This window comes from Streptomyces sp. NPDC041122 (assembly GCF_055592445.1).
Genome location: NZ_JBVIYQ010000011.1, coordinates 91,669 through 107,364, shown reverse-complemented (window position 1 = coordinate 107,364; position 15,696 = coordinate 91,669). Strand labels below are relative to the sequence as shown.

Annotated in this window: 12 protein-coding genes; 4 read left to right on the top strand and 8 right to left on the bottom strand. The window is 71.3% G+C overall.

From position 1 onward, the window contains the following. The first annotated feature begins 84 nt into the window (after positions 1 to 84). Positions 85 to 438 (top strand): hypothetical protein, encoded by a 354-nt coding sequence (locus tag ACZ6B8_RS33505; RefSeq protein WP_471086291.1) that lies wholly within the window; start codon positions 85 to 87, stop codon positions 436 to 438. A 105-nt stretch (positions 439 to 543) separates the two neighbouring features. Here the strand turns inward: ACZ6B8_RS33505 and ACZ6B8_RS33500 are convergent, their stop codons facing one another. After that, the gene (locus tag ACZ6B8_RS33500) at positions 544 to 1,173 is read right to left on the bottom strand and encodes a TetR/AcrR family transcriptional regulator (protein WP_471086288.1); all 630 of its coding nucleotides are present in this window, start codon (positions 1,171 to 1,173) and stop codon (positions 544 to 546) included. Between the two features lie 87 nt (positions 1,174 to 1,260). Here ACZ6B8_RS33500 and ACZ6B8_RS33495 point away from each other — a divergent pair, with 87 nt between their 5' ends. Continuing rightward, positions 1,261 to 2,805, top strand: coding sequence for an MFS transporter (locus tag ACZ6B8_RS33495; protein ID WP_471609626.1), 1,545 nt, complete (start codon positions 1,261 to 1,263; stop codon positions 2,803 to 2,805). Between the two features lie 157 nt (positions 2,806 to 2,962). On the opposite strand, the gene serA is transcribed toward ACZ6B8_RS33495, so the two are convergent. From serA to ACZ6B8_RS33465, 6 genes are all read right to left on the bottom strand, one after another. Then, entirely contained in the window at positions 2,963 to 4,567 is a 1,605-nt protein-coding gene (gene serA, locus ACZ6B8_RS33490) for a phosphoglycerate dehydrogenase (protein WP_471086282.1), read from the bottom strand. Between the two features lie 283 nt (positions 4,568 to 4,850). Beyond that, positions 4,851 to 5,849: a ketol-acid reductoisomerase gene (gene ilvC / locus ACZ6B8_RS33485; RefSeq protein WP_471086279.1), complete on the bottom strand. Its 999-nt coding sequence runs from the start codon at positions 5,847 to 5,849 to the stop codon at positions 4,851 to 4,853. A gap of 109 nt (positions 5,850 to 5,958) precedes the next feature. Further along, positions 5,959 to 6,486: an acetolactate synthase small subunit gene (ilvN, locus tag ACZ6B8_RS33480; protein WP_055568881.1), complete on the bottom strand. Its 528-nt coding sequence runs from the start codon at positions 6,484 to 6,486 to the stop codon at positions 5,959 to 5,961. 29 nt (positions 6,487 to 6,515) lie between these two features. Further along, positions 6,516 to 8,363 (bottom strand): acetolactate synthase large subunit, encoded by a 1,848-nt coding sequence (locus ACZ6B8_RS33475; protein ID WP_471609625.1) that lies wholly within the window; start codon positions 8,361 to 8,363, stop codon positions 6,516 to 6,518. A gap of 234 nt (positions 8,364 to 8,597) precedes the next feature. Continuing rightward, positions 8,598 to 11,606 carry a putative bifunctional diguanylate cyclase/phosphodiesterase gene (locus tag ACZ6B8_RS33470; protein WP_471609624.1) on the bottom strand — a complete coding sequence of 1,003 codons (3,009 nt, stop codon included), beginning with the start codon at positions 11,604 to 11,606 and terminating at the stop codon, positions 8,598 to 8,600. A gap of 386 nt (positions 11,607 to 11,992) precedes the next feature. Continuing rightward, the gene (locus ACZ6B8_RS33465) at positions 11,993 to 12,946 is read right to left on the bottom strand and encodes a 2-hydroxyacid dehydrogenase (RefSeq protein WP_471609623.1); all 954 of its coding nucleotides are present in this window, start codon (positions 12,944 to 12,946) and stop codon (positions 11,993 to 11,995) included. A gap of 117 nt (positions 12,947 to 13,063) precedes the next feature. On the opposite strand from ACZ6B8_RS33465, the gene ACZ6B8_RS33460 reads away from it, so the two are divergent. Both ACZ6B8_RS33460 and ACZ6B8_RS33455 read left to right on the top strand, forming a co-directional pair. Then, on the top strand, positions 13,064 to 14,089 hold the full coding sequence (locus ACZ6B8_RS33460) for an aldo/keto reductase (RefSeq protein WP_471086267.1): 1,026 nt from the start codon (positions 13,064 to 13,066) through the stop codon (positions 14,087 to 14,089). A gap of 119 nt (positions 14,090 to 14,208) precedes the next feature. Next, positions 14,209 to 15,363 (top strand): PQQ-dependent sugar dehydrogenase, encoded by a 1,155-nt coding sequence (locus ACZ6B8_RS33455; RefSeq protein WP_471609717.1) that lies wholly within the window; start codon positions 14,209 to 14,211, stop codon positions 15,361 to 15,363. 7 nt (positions 15,364 to 15,370) lie between these two features. Here ACZ6B8_RS33455 and ACZ6B8_RS33450 read toward each other — a convergent pair whose 3' ends face one another. Then, the gene (locus tag ACZ6B8_RS33450; protein WP_471609622.1) at positions 15,371 to 15,625 is read right to left on the bottom strand and encodes a DUF6191 domain-containing protein; all 255 of its coding nucleotides are present in this window, start codon (positions 15,623 to 15,625) and stop codon (positions 15,371 to 15,373) included. Between the last annotated feature and the right edge of the window lie 71 nt (positions 15,626 to 15,696).

Genomic DNA, 15,696 nt, shown 5'->3' with positions numbered 1-15,696 from the left:
CCGCGGCCGCTTCCATGATCACCAGCGGGTACCGTCTCTCCCGTCCGAACACTCGTCCCCCCACACACGGGAGAACAACACCTCATGAAACTCCGGAAGTTGGCCCCCGCGGTCGCCGTCTCCGCCCTCGCGCTCGTCGGCTCCACCCTCACCTTCGGCGGCAGCGCCGTCGCCGCGACGAAGCCGGACTGCAGCCGCGGCATGTCCAATGTCGTCGCCAAGGAAGCGGTGAAGCTGCGCACCAGCCCGAAGACGAACGCCACCGCGGTCGGCCAGTGGAACAAGGGCAAGAAGGGCTTCCTCTGCCACGACGGCCACAAGTTCACGGGCCAGACGTACAAGAAGTGCGGCAAGACGAGCAACAAGTGGGTGTACGCGGCGCCCTACGACAGCAACAAGAAGGGCTACGTCCCCGTCACCTGCACCAACTGGTCGTAACACCTCCGGTCGCCGCCTGCTCGACGGTCCCGTTCGCCGGGGCCGTCTCCGGATGAGTGAGGCCGGGAGTGCGGCGACCCGCGCGGTCGCACCGAAGGCGGGCCCCTACCGCCCGTCCGCCGCCGGGCGCGATCCGTCCCGCTCCATCACCCGCCGCAGCCCCTCGGTCAACTGCTCCGCCGTGGTCGCCGAGTCCGGGTCGAAGAGCCACTGGACCATCAGGCCGTTGAGCAGCGTCGTGTAGAGCCGGCCCTCCGTGTCCACCACGTCCGCGGGGAGCCTGCTCTCCTCGATACCGGTGAACATGGCCGTGAGCCCGCTCCGGCCCTCCTCCTGCGCCTCGATCAGCAACTTGCGGATGCCTGCCAGGCGTTCGCCCTGGGTGACGACCTCCAGCGTCATCATCCAGATGGGGCGGGACTCGGGGACCGAGCGGATGATGCCGGCCCAGACGTCCCGGAAGCGCTCCAGGCCGCCCACCTCCTCCGCGCCTGCCTCCGCGCCCGCCCCCGCCGCCTCCCGCTCGGCCCGCGCCTTCTCGTAGTCGTCGCCCATCGGCTCGACCAGCGCGATGAACGCCTGCGCGAGCAGCGCGTCCTTCGACCCGTAGTGGTAACCGATGGAGCCGAGGTTCGTCCCGGACTCCTTCACGATGTCGCGGGCCGTGGTGCGCACGAACCCCTTCTCCAGCAGGCAGCGCTTCGCGCCTTCGAGCAGATCTTCGCGGTGTCCCATGCCACCCACCCTAGTACCGCCGTCTTACACGACTGATTTATACGCTCGTACTAGACAGGCGTTTAAGACGTCCGTACAGTCCCTGTCATGCAGACGAACTCCCGCGCCACCCACAAGGAATGGACCGCACTCGCCGTCCTGATGCTTCCGCTGCTCCTGGTCTCGATGGACGTCTCCGTCCTCTACTTCGCCGTCCCGCAGATCAATGCCGACCTGCGGCCCAGCGGCACCCAGCAGCTGTGGATCTTCGACATCTACGCGTTCGTCCTCGCCGGACTGCTGATGACGATGGGCTCGCTCGGCGACCGCATCGGCCGCCGCAAGCTCCTCATGTTCGGCGCCGCGGCCTTCGGGACCGCCTCGCTCGTCGCCGCCTACGCCGACAGCGCCGAGACCCTGATCGCCGCCCGCGCGGTCCTCGGCATCGGCGGCGCCACCCTGATGCCGTCCACGCTCGCCCTGGTGCGCACCCTGTTCCGCGACCCCGCTCAGCGCGCGAAGGCGATCGGCATGTGGCAGGGCGTGATGGTCGCCGGCATCGCGCTCGGCTCGGTGCTGTGCGGTGTGCTCGTCGCCCACTTCTGGTGGGGCTCGGTCTTCCTGGTCAACCTGCCCGCGATGGTCCTGCTCCTGGTCCTCGCGCCCGTCCTCATCCCGGAGTCCAGGGACCCCGAGCCCGGCCGGTTCGACCTGCTGAGCGTGCCGCTCTCGATGGCCGCCGTGCTGCCGGTGGTGTGGGGGCTCAAGGAGATGCCGGTCGAGGGCGTCGAGGTTCCGTACGTCGCGTCCGTGGCCGTCGGGCTCGTCTTCGCCGCCCTCTTCGTCCACCGCCAGCGCACCGCCCGCTCGCCGATGATCCCGCCGGACCTCTTCCGCGGCCACGGCCGTGCCTTCGGCTCCGCCGTCTCCCTGAACCTCATCTCCTCGCTGGCGATGATGGGTTCGGCCTACTTCACCACGCAGTACCTGCAGTCGGTGCTCGGCAACAGCGCCATGGAGGCCGCCCTGTGGGCGCTGCTCCCGTCGGTCCTCATCGGTGCCGCCGCACCCGTCGCCACGGCACTCGTCCAGCGCGGCGTGAACCGCGCCCACGTCGTCGCCACCGGCTTCGTCCTCTCCGCCGCCGGCTTCGGCCTGCTCACCCTCACCGGCACCGACTCCCTGTGGCTGGTCCTGGCCGGCGCGGGAGTCCTCGCCTGCGGTGCGGTGATCATCGGATCCCAGCTGACCGACCTGGCGCTCGGCGCGGCCCCCGCGGAGAAGGCGGGCACGGCCTCCTCACTCCTGGAGACCGGCCAGGAGTTCGGCGGGGCGATGGGCATGGCGCTGCTCGGCTCCATCGGCAACGCGGTCTACCGGAACCGGCTCCCCGACACGGTCCCCGCCGAGGCCCACGAGACGCTCGGCGGCGCGGTGGCGGTCGCACAGCGGCTGCCGGCCCACGCGGCGGACGCCCTGCTGACCGCGTCCCGCACCGCCTTCACCGACGGCCTGCACGTCGCGGCGCTGACGGGCATGGTGGTGCTGCTCGCGGCGGCGGCCCTGGCGGCGGTGACGCTGCGGGGGGTGCGGGTCAGGGTGGAGAGCCCCGAGGTGACCGAGATGGCCGAGGCCGAGCAGGTACCGGCGTAAGTACCCGCACGCACAAGCGCCGGGCGGGCTGGATATCCAGCCCGCCCGGCGCTCGGGTATTTCACGCCCGTCCGGCGCTCAGGTATGCAAGCCCGTCCGGCGTTCGAGGACGACCTCGGCGGAGCCGGTGACCGACCCCGCCCAAGGCTCCCGAGCCCTAGTCCGTGAGGTTCACCGCGCGCGCGGACTCCGCGCCGATCTCCTCGGCCAGTTCGTTCAGGACCGGCTGCGGCACCGTGTCGTCGACGGTCAGGACGGCCAGCGCCTCGCCGCCCACGTCGGCGCGGGCGACCTGCATGCCGGCGATGTTGATGCCCGCCTCGCCGAGGACGCGGCCGACGGTGCCGACGACGCCCGGACGGTCGGCGTAGCGCAGGACGACCATGTGGTCGGCGAGCGCCAGGTCCACGTCGTACTCGCCGATGGAGACGATCTTCTGGAGGTGCTTGGGTCCGGCCAGCGTGCCGGAGACCGCGATCTCCTCGCCGTCGGAGAGCGTGCCGCGCACGGTGACCACGTTGCGGTGGTCCGGCGACTCGGAGCTGGTGGTGAGGCGGACCTCGACGCCGCGCTCCTGCGCGAACAGCGGGGCGTTCACATAGCTCACGGTCTCGTCGACGACGTCCTCGAACACGCCCTTCAGCGCGGAGAGTTCGAGCACCTTCACGTCGTGCTGGGTGATCTCGCCGTACACCTCGACGTCGAGGCGGGCCGCGACCTCGCCCGCGAGGGCGGTGAAGATGCGGCCGAGCTTCTCGGCGAGCGGCAGGCCGGGACGGACGTCCTCGGCGATGACGCCGCCCTGCACGTTGACCGCGTCCGGCACGAGCTCACCGGCGAGGGCGAGGCGCACCGACTTGGCGACGGCGATGCCGGCCTTCTCCTGCGCCTCGTCGGTGGAGGCGCCGAGGTGGGGGGTGCAGACGACCTGGTCGAACTGGAAGAGCGGGGAGTCCGTGCAGGGCTCCTTCGCGTACACGTCCAGACCGGCGCCGGCGACGCGGCCTTCCTTGAGGGCGGAGTGCAGCGCCTCCTCGTCGACGATGCCGCCGCGCGCGGCGTTGACGATGCGGACGGTCGGCTTGACCTTGTGCAGCGCGTCGTCGCCGATAAGGCCGAGGGTCTCGGGGGTCTTGGGCAGGTGGACCGTGATGAAGTCCGAGACCTCGAGCAGCTCGTCGAGGGAGAGCACCTTCACGCCCATCTGGGCGGCGCGCGCGGGCTGCACGTACGGGTCGTAGGCCACGACCTTCATGCCGAAGGCGCTCATGCGCTGGGCGACGAGGGCGCCGATGCGGCCGAGGCCGACGACGCCGAGGGTCTTCTCGGCGAGCTCGACACCGGTGTACTTGGAGCGCTTCCACTCGCCGTTCTTCAGGGCGGTGTTGGCCTGCGGGATGTTGCGCGCGGTGGCCAGGAGCAGGCCGCAGGCCAGCTCGGCGGCGGTGACGATGTTCGACGTCGGGGCGTTGACGACCATCACGCCGGCCTTGGTGGCGGCGGACACGTCGACGTTGTCCAGGCCCACGCCCGCGCGGGCGACGACCTTCAGCTTCTTGGCGGCGGCGATGGCCTCGGCGTCGACCTTGGTCGCGGAGCGGACCAGGATCGCGTCGACGCCGGCGATCGCGGGCAGCAGCTCGGCGCGGTCCGCGCCGTTGCACTGGCGGATCTCGAAGTCCGGGCCCAGGGCGTCGACGGTGGCGGGCGACAGCTCTTCAGCGATGAGTACGACGGGTTTGCCGGTGGCAGCAGTGCTCACGTGAGTCCTCACAAGTCCATTGCGGACGGCCGTCCCGACGGCCGCAGGCGGTGGAGGGTGCTAGCCGCGTGGAAGACGCACGACGCTGTGGGCCCGACGCGAATGTTGAACAGAAGTGTAGTGGCGGGAAGCAGATCTTCTTACGCCTCGGCGGAAGGATCACCCGTCCGTGGCTGGACACCCTGGACAAAGGATCAGCCCAGCCGGCCTCAGCCCCTCCGGCGTTTGAGGAGCGGGGTCCGGGGCGGCGCCCCGTGGCGTCGGCCCCGGACCCGGGCAGCACTCAGTCCTCGTCGTTGACCCAGGACATGAGCTTGCGCAGCTCCTTGCCCGTGGTCTCCAGGAGGTGGTTCTCGTCCTGGGTCTTGTACTCGTTGTACTTCTTCAGACCGCCGTGGTACTCGTCCATCCACTGCTTGGCGAACGTGCCGTCCTGGATCTCGGCGAGGACCTTCTTCATCTCGGCCTTGGTGGCGTCCGTGATGATCCGCGGGCCGGTGATGTAGTCGCCCCACTCCGCGGTCTCGGAGACGGACCAGCGCATCTTCTCCAGGCCGCCCTCGTACATGAGGTCCACGATCAGCTTCAGCTCGTGGAGGCACTCGAAGTACGCGATCTCCGGCTGGTAGCCCGCCTCGGTCAGCGTCTCGAAGCCCGCCTTGACCAGCGCGGCGGTGCCGCCGCAGAGCACGGCCTGCTCGCCGAACAGGTCGGTCTCGGTCTCCTCGGTGAAGGTCGTCTTGATGACGCCCGCACGCGTGCCGCCGATGCCCTTGGCGTACGAGAGCGCCAGCTGGAAGCCGTTGCCCGTGGCGTCCTGCTCGACGGCCGCGATACACGGAACGCCGCGGCCCTCCTCGTACTGGCGGCGGACCAGGTGGCCCGGGCCCTTCGGGGCGACCATGCAGACGTCGACGCCCTCGGGGGCCTTGATGAAGCCGAAGCGGATGTTCAGGCCGTGGCCGAAGAACAGCGCGTCGCCGTCCTTGAGGTTGTCCTTGATGGACTCCTCGTAGACCTGGGCCTGGATCGGGTCCGGCACCAGGATCATGATGACGTCGGCCTCGGCCGCCGCCTCGGAGGGGGTGACCACGCGCAGGCCCTGCTCCTCGGCCTTGGCCTTGGACTTGGAGCCCTCGTGCAGACCGACGCGGACGTCGACACCCGAGTCACGGAGCGACAGCGCGTGGGCGTGGCCCTGGCTGCCGTAACCGATGACCGCGACCTTGCGGCCCTGGATGATGGACAGGTCGGCGTCGGCGTCGTAGAACAGCTCGGCCACTGGGAATCTCCTATGTGTGCTGGTGTTGCGTCCCACCGTACGGCGGGCGGGGGAAGGGAAGGTTTCAGGTCTCGCCATGCGGGCGGGCGCGGTGGCCCGTTCCGGCCGGTCAGGCCGAGCGGTCGAGCGCCCGCAGGCTGCGGTCGGTGATGGAGCGGGAGCCGCGGCCGATCGCGATGGTGCCGGACTGGACGAGCTCCTTGATGCCGAAGGGCTCCAGCATCTTGAGCATGGCCTCCAGCTTGTCGCTGCTGCCGGTGGCCTCGATGGTGACGGCCTCAGGGGAGACGTCCACGGTCTTGGCGCGGAAGAGCTGGACGATCTCGACGATCTGGGAGCGCGTCTCGTTGTCGGCGCGGACCTTCGCGAGGACGAGCTCGCGGGCGACGGCCGCGCCCGGCTCCAGTTCGACGATCTTCAGGACGTTGACGAGCTTGTTGAGCTGCTTCGTGACCTGTTCGAGCGGCAGGTCCTCGACGTTCACCACGATGGTGATGCGGGAGATGTCGGGGTGCTCGGTGACGCCCACGGCGAGGGAGTCGATGTTGAAGCCGCGGCGCGAGAACAGGGCGGCGATCCGGGCGAGGATGCCGGGGGTGTTCTCGACCAGGACGGAGAGCGTGTGCTTGGTGGACATGACTCGTGGTCTCTCTTTCGCTCTCGGTCTCAGTCGTCTTCGTTGTCGCCGAAGTCGGGGCGGACGCCCCGGGCGGCCATGACCTCGTCGTTCGAGGTGCCGGCGGCGACCATCGGCCACACCTGGGCGTCCTCGTGGACGATGAAGTCGACCACGACGGGCCGGTCGTTGATGGCGTTGGCCTCGGCGATGACCTTGTCGAGGTCCTCGGGGCGCTCGCACCGCAGCGCCACACACCCCATGGCCTCCGACAGCTTCACGAAGTCCGGGACGCGGGTGCCCTTGTTGGGGCCGACGGCCTCGGGACCGCTGTGCAGGACGGTGTTGGAGTAGCGCTGGTTGTAGAAGAGCGTCTGCCACTGGCGGACCATCCCGAGGGCGCCGTTGTTGATGATGGCGACCTTGATCGGGATGTTGTTCAGGGCGCAGGTGGTGAGCTCCTGGTTGGTCATCTGGAAGCAGCCGTCGCCGTCGACCGCCCACACCGCGCGGTCGGGCATACCGGCCTTGGCGCCCATCGCGGCGGGGACCGCGTAGCCCATCGTCCCGGCGCCGCCGGAGTTGAGCCAGGTGGCGGGCTTCTCGTACTGGATGAAGTGCGCGGCCCACATCTGGTGCTGGCCGACGCCCGCCGCGAAGATCGTGCCCTCGGGGGCGAGTTGACCGATCCGCTCGATGACGTGCTGCGGGGAGAGCGAGCCGTCGTCGGGCTGCGTGTACCCCAGCGGGTAGGTCTCGCGCCAGCGGTTGAGGTCGGACCACCAGGCGGTGTAGTCGCCGGTGTGGCCCTCGGTGTGCTCGGCCTGGACGGCCTGCACGAGGTCGGCGATGACCTCGCGGGCGTCACCGACGATCGGCACGTCGGCGGCGCGGTTCTTGCCGATCTCGGCCGGGTCGATGTCGGCGTGGACGATCTTCGCGTACGGGGCGAAGCTGTCCAGCTTGCCGGTGACGCGGTCGTCGAAACGGGCTCCGAGGGCGACGATCAGGTCGGCCTTCTGCAGCGCGGTGACGGCGGTGACCGCACCGTGCATGCCCGGCATTCCCACGTGCAGCGGGTGGCTGTCGGGGAATGCGCCGAGCGCCATCAGGGTGGTGGTGACGGGCGCTCCGGTGAGCTCTGCCAGGACCTTCAGCTCGGCGGTGGCCTGTGCCTTGATGACGCCGCCTCCGACGTACAGGACCGGGCGCCTGGCCGCCGTGATGAGCTTGGCGGCCTCGCGGATCTGCTTGGCGTGCGGCTTAGTCACCGGACGGTAGCCGGGCAGGTCCTGCTGCGGCGGCCAGGAGAAGGTCGTCCGCGCCTGGAGCGCGTCCTTGGCGATGTCCACGAGGACCGGGCCCGGGCGTCCCGTCGAGGCGATGTGGAAGGCCTCGGCGATGGTGCGCGGGATGTCCTCGGCCTTGGTGACCAGGAAGTTGTGCTTGGTGATCGGCATCGTGATGCCGACGATGTCCGCCTCCTGGAAGGCGTCCGTACCGATGGCCTTGGAGGCCACCTGGCCGGTGATCGCGACCATCGGGACGGAGTCCATGTGGGCGTCGGCGATCGGCGTGACCAGGTTGGTGGCGCCGGGGCCGCTCGTCGCCATGCAGACGCCGACCTTGCCGGTGGCCTGCGCGTACCCGGTGGCCGCGTGCCCCGCACCCTGCTCGTGGCGGACCAGGACGTGGCGCACCCGGGTGGAGTCCATCATCGGGTCGTACGCCGGGAGGATGGCTCCGCCGGGAATGCCGAACACCGTGTCGGCCCCGACTTCCTCGAGAGAACGAATCAGGGACTGCGCACCCGTGACGTGCTCGACGGGGGCGGGCTGCTGTCCTGAGGTTCGGGGCCGCGGCTGCGGATGGTGGGCCCCGGTGGCCTGCTCGGTCATCGGCATTCTCTTCTCGAAGCTGAGGGTTTTTGCGGGGGTTTTGCGGGGGTTTGGCAGGTGCCAGTGCAACAAAAAACCCCTCGTGCCGTGAGGCAAGCGAGGGGAGCGCGCCGGGTGCGGTCGCGGGGACTCCGGTGTTCGGACCGGTCAGTCCCAGCTTCAGCCGACGCGCTTTCCAAGTACGAGAATTCGGGTGCGCATGGCATTGACCCTCCCCCCGGCACGCAGTGCCTGTCAAGTAGGTGGGACGGGGGTCTCATCATGTGAACGGGCGTAGGCCGCGGCACCGCCCGTGTACACCGCCTGCGGACCGCCGTACGTCGCCGCGGGGGCGCCCGTAAAGACACCGGAGGCGCTGCCCGCGTACGGTCCCGTGAGCCCGCCCGCGAGGACCGGCTCGGCCGGACCGCGCGGCACCGGGTACTCCCCTAGACGGAGCGCGCGGCGCAGCCGGTACTCGTCGAGCGGGCCGGCGAACGCCGCCCCCTGGCCGTGCGTGCACCCCATCGCGCGGAGCGCGGCCACCTGCTCCGGCTCGTCGACGCCGTCGGCCACGGAGATCAGCCCCAGGTCCCCCGCGATGCGCAGCAGCCCGGAAGTGATCTTGTGCAGCCTGGCGGACTCGACGACGCCCTCGACCAGACCCCGGTCCAGCTTCAGGATGTCGACGGGGAGCCGGCGCAGCGCGGTGATCGCCGCGTAGCCGCTGCCGAAGCCGTCGAGCGCGATGCGCACACCGAGCCTGCGCAGGGCCGCGAGACGCCGCTCCAGCTCGTCCAGGGAGACCCGGGGGTCGCTGCCGGTGAGCTCGATGATGAGCGCGCCGGAGGGCAGGCCGTGCCGGGTCAGAAGCGCCTCGATGGAGCCCATCGGCAGCGAGCGGTCGACGAGCCTGCGGGCGCTCATCCGGACGGCGACGGGCACCGCGTGGCCGGCCCTGCCGCGCTCGGCGGCCTGCTCCACTGCCTCCTCGAACATCCAGCGGCCGAGCTCGGCCGCGCGGGCGGCGCTCTCCTTGCCCTCCCTGCCGTCCCGGGTCTCCGAGACCCGGAGGAACTCGGCGGGCGTGAAGAGGATGCCCTGCGCCGAGCGCCAGCGGGCCTGCGCCGCGACCGCCGTGATCCGGCCGTCGTCGAGGCCGACCACGGGCTGGTGGAGCAGCGCGAACTCGCCGTCGTGCAGCGCGGCGCGCAGCCGGGTGGCGAGCTCCGCCTTGCGGACGACGTCGGCCTGCATCTGCGGTGCGTACAGCTCGACACGGCCCTTGCCCGCGGCCTTCGCGCGGTACATCGCCAGGTCGGCGTTGCGCAGCAACTCCCCCGCTCCGATGCCCGGTTCGGCGAACGCGACACCGATGGAGGCCGCCACGCGCACGTCGTTGCCGTCGATGACGTAGGGCTGGGAGAGGGTGATTCTCAGCCGGTCGGCCAGCTCGTAGATGTGCTGCTCCCTGGCGGCCTGGTCCCTGGTCCCGTCGCCGACGATGAGGGCCGCGAACTCATCGCCGCCGAGCCGGGAGGCGGTGTCGCCCGAACGCACCGCCTCCTGAAGTCTGCGCGCCGCCTGGATGAGGAGCTCGTCACCGGCCTGGTGCCCGATGGTGTCGTTGACGGCCTTGAAGCCGTCGAGGTCGATGAAGAGCACGGCCGTGCCGCGGTCGGTCACTCTGCGGCCGGTCAGGGCCTGGCCGACGCGCCGGGTGAACAGGGCGCGGTTGGGCAGGTCGGTGAGTGGGTCGTGCTCGGCGTTGTGCTGCAACTGCGCCTGGAGTCTGACCCGTTCGGTGACGTCCCTGCTGTTGAAGATGAGACCGCCGTGGTGGCGGTTGACGGTGGACTCCACGTTCAGCCACTCGCCGTCGCCGGACTTGAAGCGGCACTCGATGCGGGTGGTGGACTCCTCCGCGGGGTCGGCGGCGAGGAACCTGCGGATCTCGTGGACGACCCGGCCGATGTCCTCGGGGTGCATGAGCGTGGCCAGTTCGGAGCCGACGAGGTCGTCCGCCTCGCGGCCGTAGACCCCCTCGGCGGCCGGGCTCACGTACCGCAGGATGCCGTTCGGCGCGGCGATCATGATGACGTCGCTGGAGCCCTGGACCAGGGACCTGAAGTGGTTCTCCTTCTGGGCCAGTTCCTGGGTCAGCGTGATGTTGTCCATGAGCATGATGCCCTGGCGCACGACGAGGGCGAGCACCACGGCGCCGCCGGTGAAGAGCACCACGCGGTCGACGCTCTGGCCACTGAGCGCGTTGTAGAGGATTCCCAACGTGCAGACGGCGGCGGCCAGATACGGGGTGAGGGCGGCGAGGGAGCCCGCGATCGGGCGGGGCGCCGCGGGCCGCGGTTCCTCCGGCTCGCTGTCGTACGGCACGTGCGCCGAGTCCGAACCGTGCGCCCCGCGCGCGTGCCAGGGTGCGGCCCAGGGGGCGTACGCGAGGAGCAGCGAGCCCGCGAACCAGCCGGCGTCCAGGATCCGGCCGGACTGGTAGGTGTCCTTCAGCAGCGGGGTGCTGAAGAGCGCGTCGCACATCACCGTCAGGGCGAGCGCGCCGATCGCGGTGTTCACCGGGGCGCGCTGGGCGGCCGAGCGCCTGAAGTGCAGCGCGAGCACCACGCTGACCAGTGCGATGTCGAGGAGGGGGTAGGCGAGGGCGAGCGCGCCCTGCAGGACGCCCTGGCCCTCGAACCTCGCGGCACGGGCGAGGGCCAGGCTCCAGGAGAGGGTGAGGAGCGAGCCCCCGATGAGCCAGGCGTCGAGACCGAGGCAGATCCAACCCGCCCTGGTCACCGGGCGCTTGGCGAGCACGAGCAGGCCGATGATGGCGGGCGGGGCGAAGCAGACGAAGAACACGTCGGCGAGGCTGAGCGCCGGCACCTCCGCGTCGAGCACGACCTCGTACCACCCCCAGACCGCGTTGCCGCACGCCGCCATCGCGGAGGAGAGCGCGAAGAGCAGCCACGCGGGACGAAAGCGGCTGTGCCGGGTGCGGGCGTACCGGAAGCAGGAGATCGCGGCGGCCCCGGCGGCCACACTCAGCCCGAAGTCGCCCATGATCCGTGCCAGTTGGTGCGAGCCCCAGCCGAGCGCGGAGCCCGTGGCGTACGCACCGCAGATCAGCAGGAGCGCCAGCTGGGAGGCCGGGCCGCGGCCGCCGGGCAGCGCGCGCCGGGCCGACGGCGGCCGCCGCGACAGGGCCGCCACGCCTGCGTCGAGGACGGCGGTGGAGGCCACCCGGCCGCTCACCGGGCCGCCTTGGTCCGTGCCGCTCCCGTGTCCGTCCGGCCCGTGCGCCGGCCGGGCCGGCACGGGCGCTGGTGGGTACGGCGTCGGCCGCTCGCGCGGCTCCCGACTCGCCTGCGTCGGCGGGCCGGTGCGCGCCAGAGGCGTCGGCTGCGCTCCCGCCGCGTCGGATCTTTCGCCCATAGGCCGTGCATCGCCCGTCGCCCCCCTCGCAGTTCTGACGTCTCGTCCCCGCGCCGAACGGTTCACGGCGCATCCCCAATCGGGACGATACACCAGACTCGTCACTCAGGGACATAGCTGCTCTACGCTCCGTGACTGCTGGCGAAGAAGCGGACACGCGGTGCACGCGGACAGGTGCGGAGCGTGCGCGAATCGCTCTCGGGTGATCAACTGCCCGTGGTCAGCACGATGTTGTCGAGCGGCTTCCCGGCCGCGTACGCACTCAGCTGCGCGGCCAGCAGCCGCTTGGCGCGCGGCTCGAAGGCGGAGGTGGAGCCTCCGACGTGCGGGCTGATGAGCACTCCCGGAACGTGCCACAAGGGATGACCGGCGGGCAGCGGTTCCGGGTCGGTCACGTCGAGGGCGGCCGTGATCCGCCCCGACTCCAGTTCGGTCATGAGCGCTTTGGTGTCGACCACGGGTCCGCGGGCGACGTTCACGAGCAGGGCGCCGTCCTTCATGCGGGCCAGGAAGTCGGCTCCCACCAGCCCGCGCGTGGCCTCGGTGAGGGGGGTCGAGAGGATGACGACGTCCGCGTCGGGCAGCAGCGACGGCAGTTCGGTGAGCGGGTGCACGGGGCCGCGCTCCGTGGTGCGGGCGGAGCGCGCGACGCGCGCCACCCGCGCGCACTCGAAGGGGGCGAGCCGGTCCTCGATGGCGGCGCCGATCGATCCGTGGCCCACGATGAGCACCGACCGGTCGGCGAGCGCCGGATAGAACCCCGACCGCCACTCCTCCTGCCGCTGCCCCTCGACGAAGCGCGGGACGCCCCGCAGGGAGGCGAGGATCAGGGTGAGCGCGAGCTCGGCGGTGCTCGCCTCGTGCACACCGCGGGCGTTGCACAAGCGCACACCGGGGGCGAGGAGCGGGATCCCGGGCTGTACGTGGTCGATGCCCGCGGTGAGGGTCTGTACGACGCGTACCGACGTCATCGCGGACAGCGGGCGTACGGCGGTCTCCGAGGTCTTCATATAGGGCACCACGTAGAAGGCGCAGTCGGCCGGGTCCGCGGGGAACTCCGGACCGCCTTCCCAGAATCGGTAGGTGAAGCCGGCTCCGGAGGCCTCGGGCAGCCCCGGGATCTCGTGCGCTTCGTACGGAAGCCATACGTCTGTCGTCATGGCTGGAGGCTAATGCGCGCCGCTCGCGCACCGCCCGCGGGGAGGCAGCGCCCGGGGCCGGGGCGGCAGCGGTTAGTTTTGATGATCTCCGGACGAGGAGTGGGAGGGTACGGCCAGGTGGAGCGCAGGACGATCGGCGCGGGGGCGCTCGAAGTGGGCGCCGTCGGACTCGGCTGCATGCCGATGAGCTGGGCGTACACCGGCTCGCGGCAGCGGGGCGACGCGTCGCTGCGCACCGTGCACGCGGCCCTGGACGCGGCGGGCACCGCGGGGCGCGGGGTGACGCTGCTCGACACGGCGGACATGTACGGGCCCTTCACCAACGAGCTGCTGCTCGGCCGGGTGCTCAAGGAGCGGCGCGCGGAGGCGTTCGTGTCGACGAAGTGCGGGCTGCTCGTCGGCGAGCAGCACATCGTCGCCAACGGCCGCCCCGGCTACGTGAAACGGGCCTGCGACGCGTCGCTGCGGCGGTTGCAGACCGACAGCATCGACCTGTACCAGCTGCACCGCCCGGATCCCGAGGTGCCGATAGAGGAGACCTGGGGCGCGATGGCCGAGCTGGTCGCCGCGGGGAAGGTGCGGGCGCTCGGCCTGTGCGCGATGGGGGCGCGTTCGCACCGGCGTGCGGCGCCGGGCCGGCCGGGTCCCGGCCTGCACGACGGAACGGTCCGGCAGTTGGAGCGGATCCAGCAGGTCTTCCCGGTCAGCGCGGTGGAGGCGGAACTGTCGGTGTGGTCGCCGGAGGCGTTGGAGACACTGCTGCCGTGGTGCGCGGCGCGCGGGGTCGGGGTGCTCGCGGCGATGCCGCTGGGGAACGGTTTCCTCACCGGGACGCTGACGCCGGGCCAGGGGTTCGAACCGGACGACCTGCGGGCCCGTCACCCCCGCTTCACCGCCGAGATGATGGCGGCCAACCAGCCGCTGGTGGTGGGGCTGCGCCGGGTGGCGGAGCGGCACGGGGCGACACCGGCGCAGGTCGCGCTGGCCTGGGTCCTCGCGCAGGGCCCGCACGTGGTGCCGATACCCGGGGCCAAGCGGGAGCGCTGGGCGGTGGAGAACGCGGCCGCGGCGGCGGTGCGGCTGACGGAGGCGGACCTGGCGGAGATCGCCGCGCTGCCGGCGGCGCTGGGGTCGTGGGACTGAGCCGCCGAGTCACCGAGCGTCCCGCCGTGGTGGCCCGATGTCGTGGCGGGAGAACGGGAACCCGCGGGGCGCGAGCGGTGTATGAACAGGAGAAGCGCTGCGTCGAAGGGATCCTGATCGTGCATCGATCTGCTGTTACGGCCGTGCTGGCCGCCGCCCTCGTGTTCGCGGCCGGGTGTTCGTCGGGTGACGACGAGCCGGACCACCGCGGGAGCCCGCCCGGGCGGGAGGGATCCAGTCCGCCCCCCACCGGCAGGGCGGGCGCCGACGCCCCGCCGGAGAAGGGCTCCGCGAAGGTCACCCGCACCCTCACCACGGACCTCAAGTCCCCCTGGGGCCTCGCGCCGCTGCCCGGCGGCGACCTGCTGGTGTCCTCGCGGGACGAGGGGACGATCACCCGGATCGACGGGAAGACGGGCGAGAAGAAGAAGGTCGGCTCGGTGCCCGGCGTCGCCCCCGGCGGCGAGGGCGGCCTGCTGGGCCTCGCGCTCTCCCCGGCCTACGCGTCGGACCACCTGGTGTACGCGTACTTCACGACGGAGTCCGACAACCGCATCGCCCGCATGCTGTACGACGAGAAGAAGCCCTCCGGCGAGCAGCTCGGCGCGCCCGACACGGTCTTCAAGGGCATCCCCAAGGGCATGATCCACAACGGCGGCCGGATCGCGTTCGGCCCGGACAAGATGCTGTACGCGGGCGCGGGTGAGACCGGCGAGACCGGCCTCGCACAGGACAAGAAGTCGCTGGGCGGGAAGATCCTCCGCCTCACCCCGGACGGCGACCCGGCCCCCGGCAATCCCTTCGGCGACTCCCCCGTCTATTCGTACGGACACCGCAATGTGCAGGGCCTGGCCTGGGACGAGCAGAAGCGGCTGTGGGCCTCGGAGTTCGGCCAGGACACCTGGGACGAGCTGAACGAGATCAAGGCCGGCGGCAACTACGGCTGGCCCGAGGCCGAGGGCAAGGCGGGCGAGAAGGGCTTCCGCGATCCGGTGGCCCAGTGGAAGACCTCGGAGGCCTCACCGAGCGGCATCGCCTACGCGGAGGGTTCCGTCTGGCTGGCGGGTCTGCGCGGCGAACGGCTGTGGCGCGTCCCGGTACGGGGCGTGCGGGGGGAGCCGGAGCCGCAGGACTTCCTGAAGGGCGAGCACGGGCGGCTGCGCGCGGCGGTGGCCGCGGGCGGCGACAAGCTCTGGGTGGTCACCAACGAGACCGACTCGCGGGGGACGCCGGAGAAGGGGGACGACAAGATCCTGGAGGTGGAGGTGAAGTAGCGGTCGGTCAGCTGTCGGGGTCGTCGGACCGGCCGCTGGGCGAGCGCTTGTCGGTGGCCGAGGGCTCGTCGGTGGCCGAGGGGTCGTCGGGCCGCGGGGACGGGACGGGCGGGCGTACGACCACCTTGCCCGAGGTCAGGTCTATCGGCCCGCGCCCCGGGTCGCCGTCGGCGAGGTCGACGCGGGTCAGCTCAAACCGCTTCTGCTCGTCGTCCGTGTGCTTGCGCCCCGGCGCGAACAGGGCCTCGATCGCGTTGAACACTGCGCCTCCCAGGAGCCGGGTCTCTGCCGTCCAGCGTAAGCGAGTCGGCCCGCAACCGGCCGGGGCCGGGA

What these genes read in the sequence shown, in the direction of transcription:
- ACZ6B8_RS33500 (WP_471086288.1), bottom strand. Translation starts at nt 1,173, where the DNA reads ATGGGACACCGCGAAGATCTGCTCGAAGGCGCGAAGCGCTGCCTGCTG.
- ACZ6B8_RS33495 (WP_471609626.1), top strand. Translation starts at nt 1,261, where the DNA reads ATGCAGACGAACTCCCGCGCCACCCACAAGGAATGGACCGCACTCGCC.
- ilvN (WP_055568881.1), bottom strand. Translation starts at nt 6,486, where the DNA reads ATGTCCACCAAGCACACGCTCTCCGTCCTGGTCGAGAACACCCCCGGC.
- ACZ6B8_RS33465 (WP_471609623.1), bottom strand. Translation starts at nt 12,946, where the DNA reads ATGACGACAGACGTATGGCTTCCGTACGAAGCGCACGAGATCCCGGGG.
- ACZ6B8_RS33475 (WP_471609625.1), bottom strand. Translation starts at nt 8,363, where the DNA reads ATGACCGAGCAGGCCACCGGGGCCCACCATCCGCAGCCGCGGCCCCGA.
- ACZ6B8_RS33505 (WP_471086291.1), top strand. Translation starts at nt 85, where the DNA reads ATGAAACTCCGGAAGTTGGCCCCCGCGGTCGCCGTCTCCGCCCTCGCG.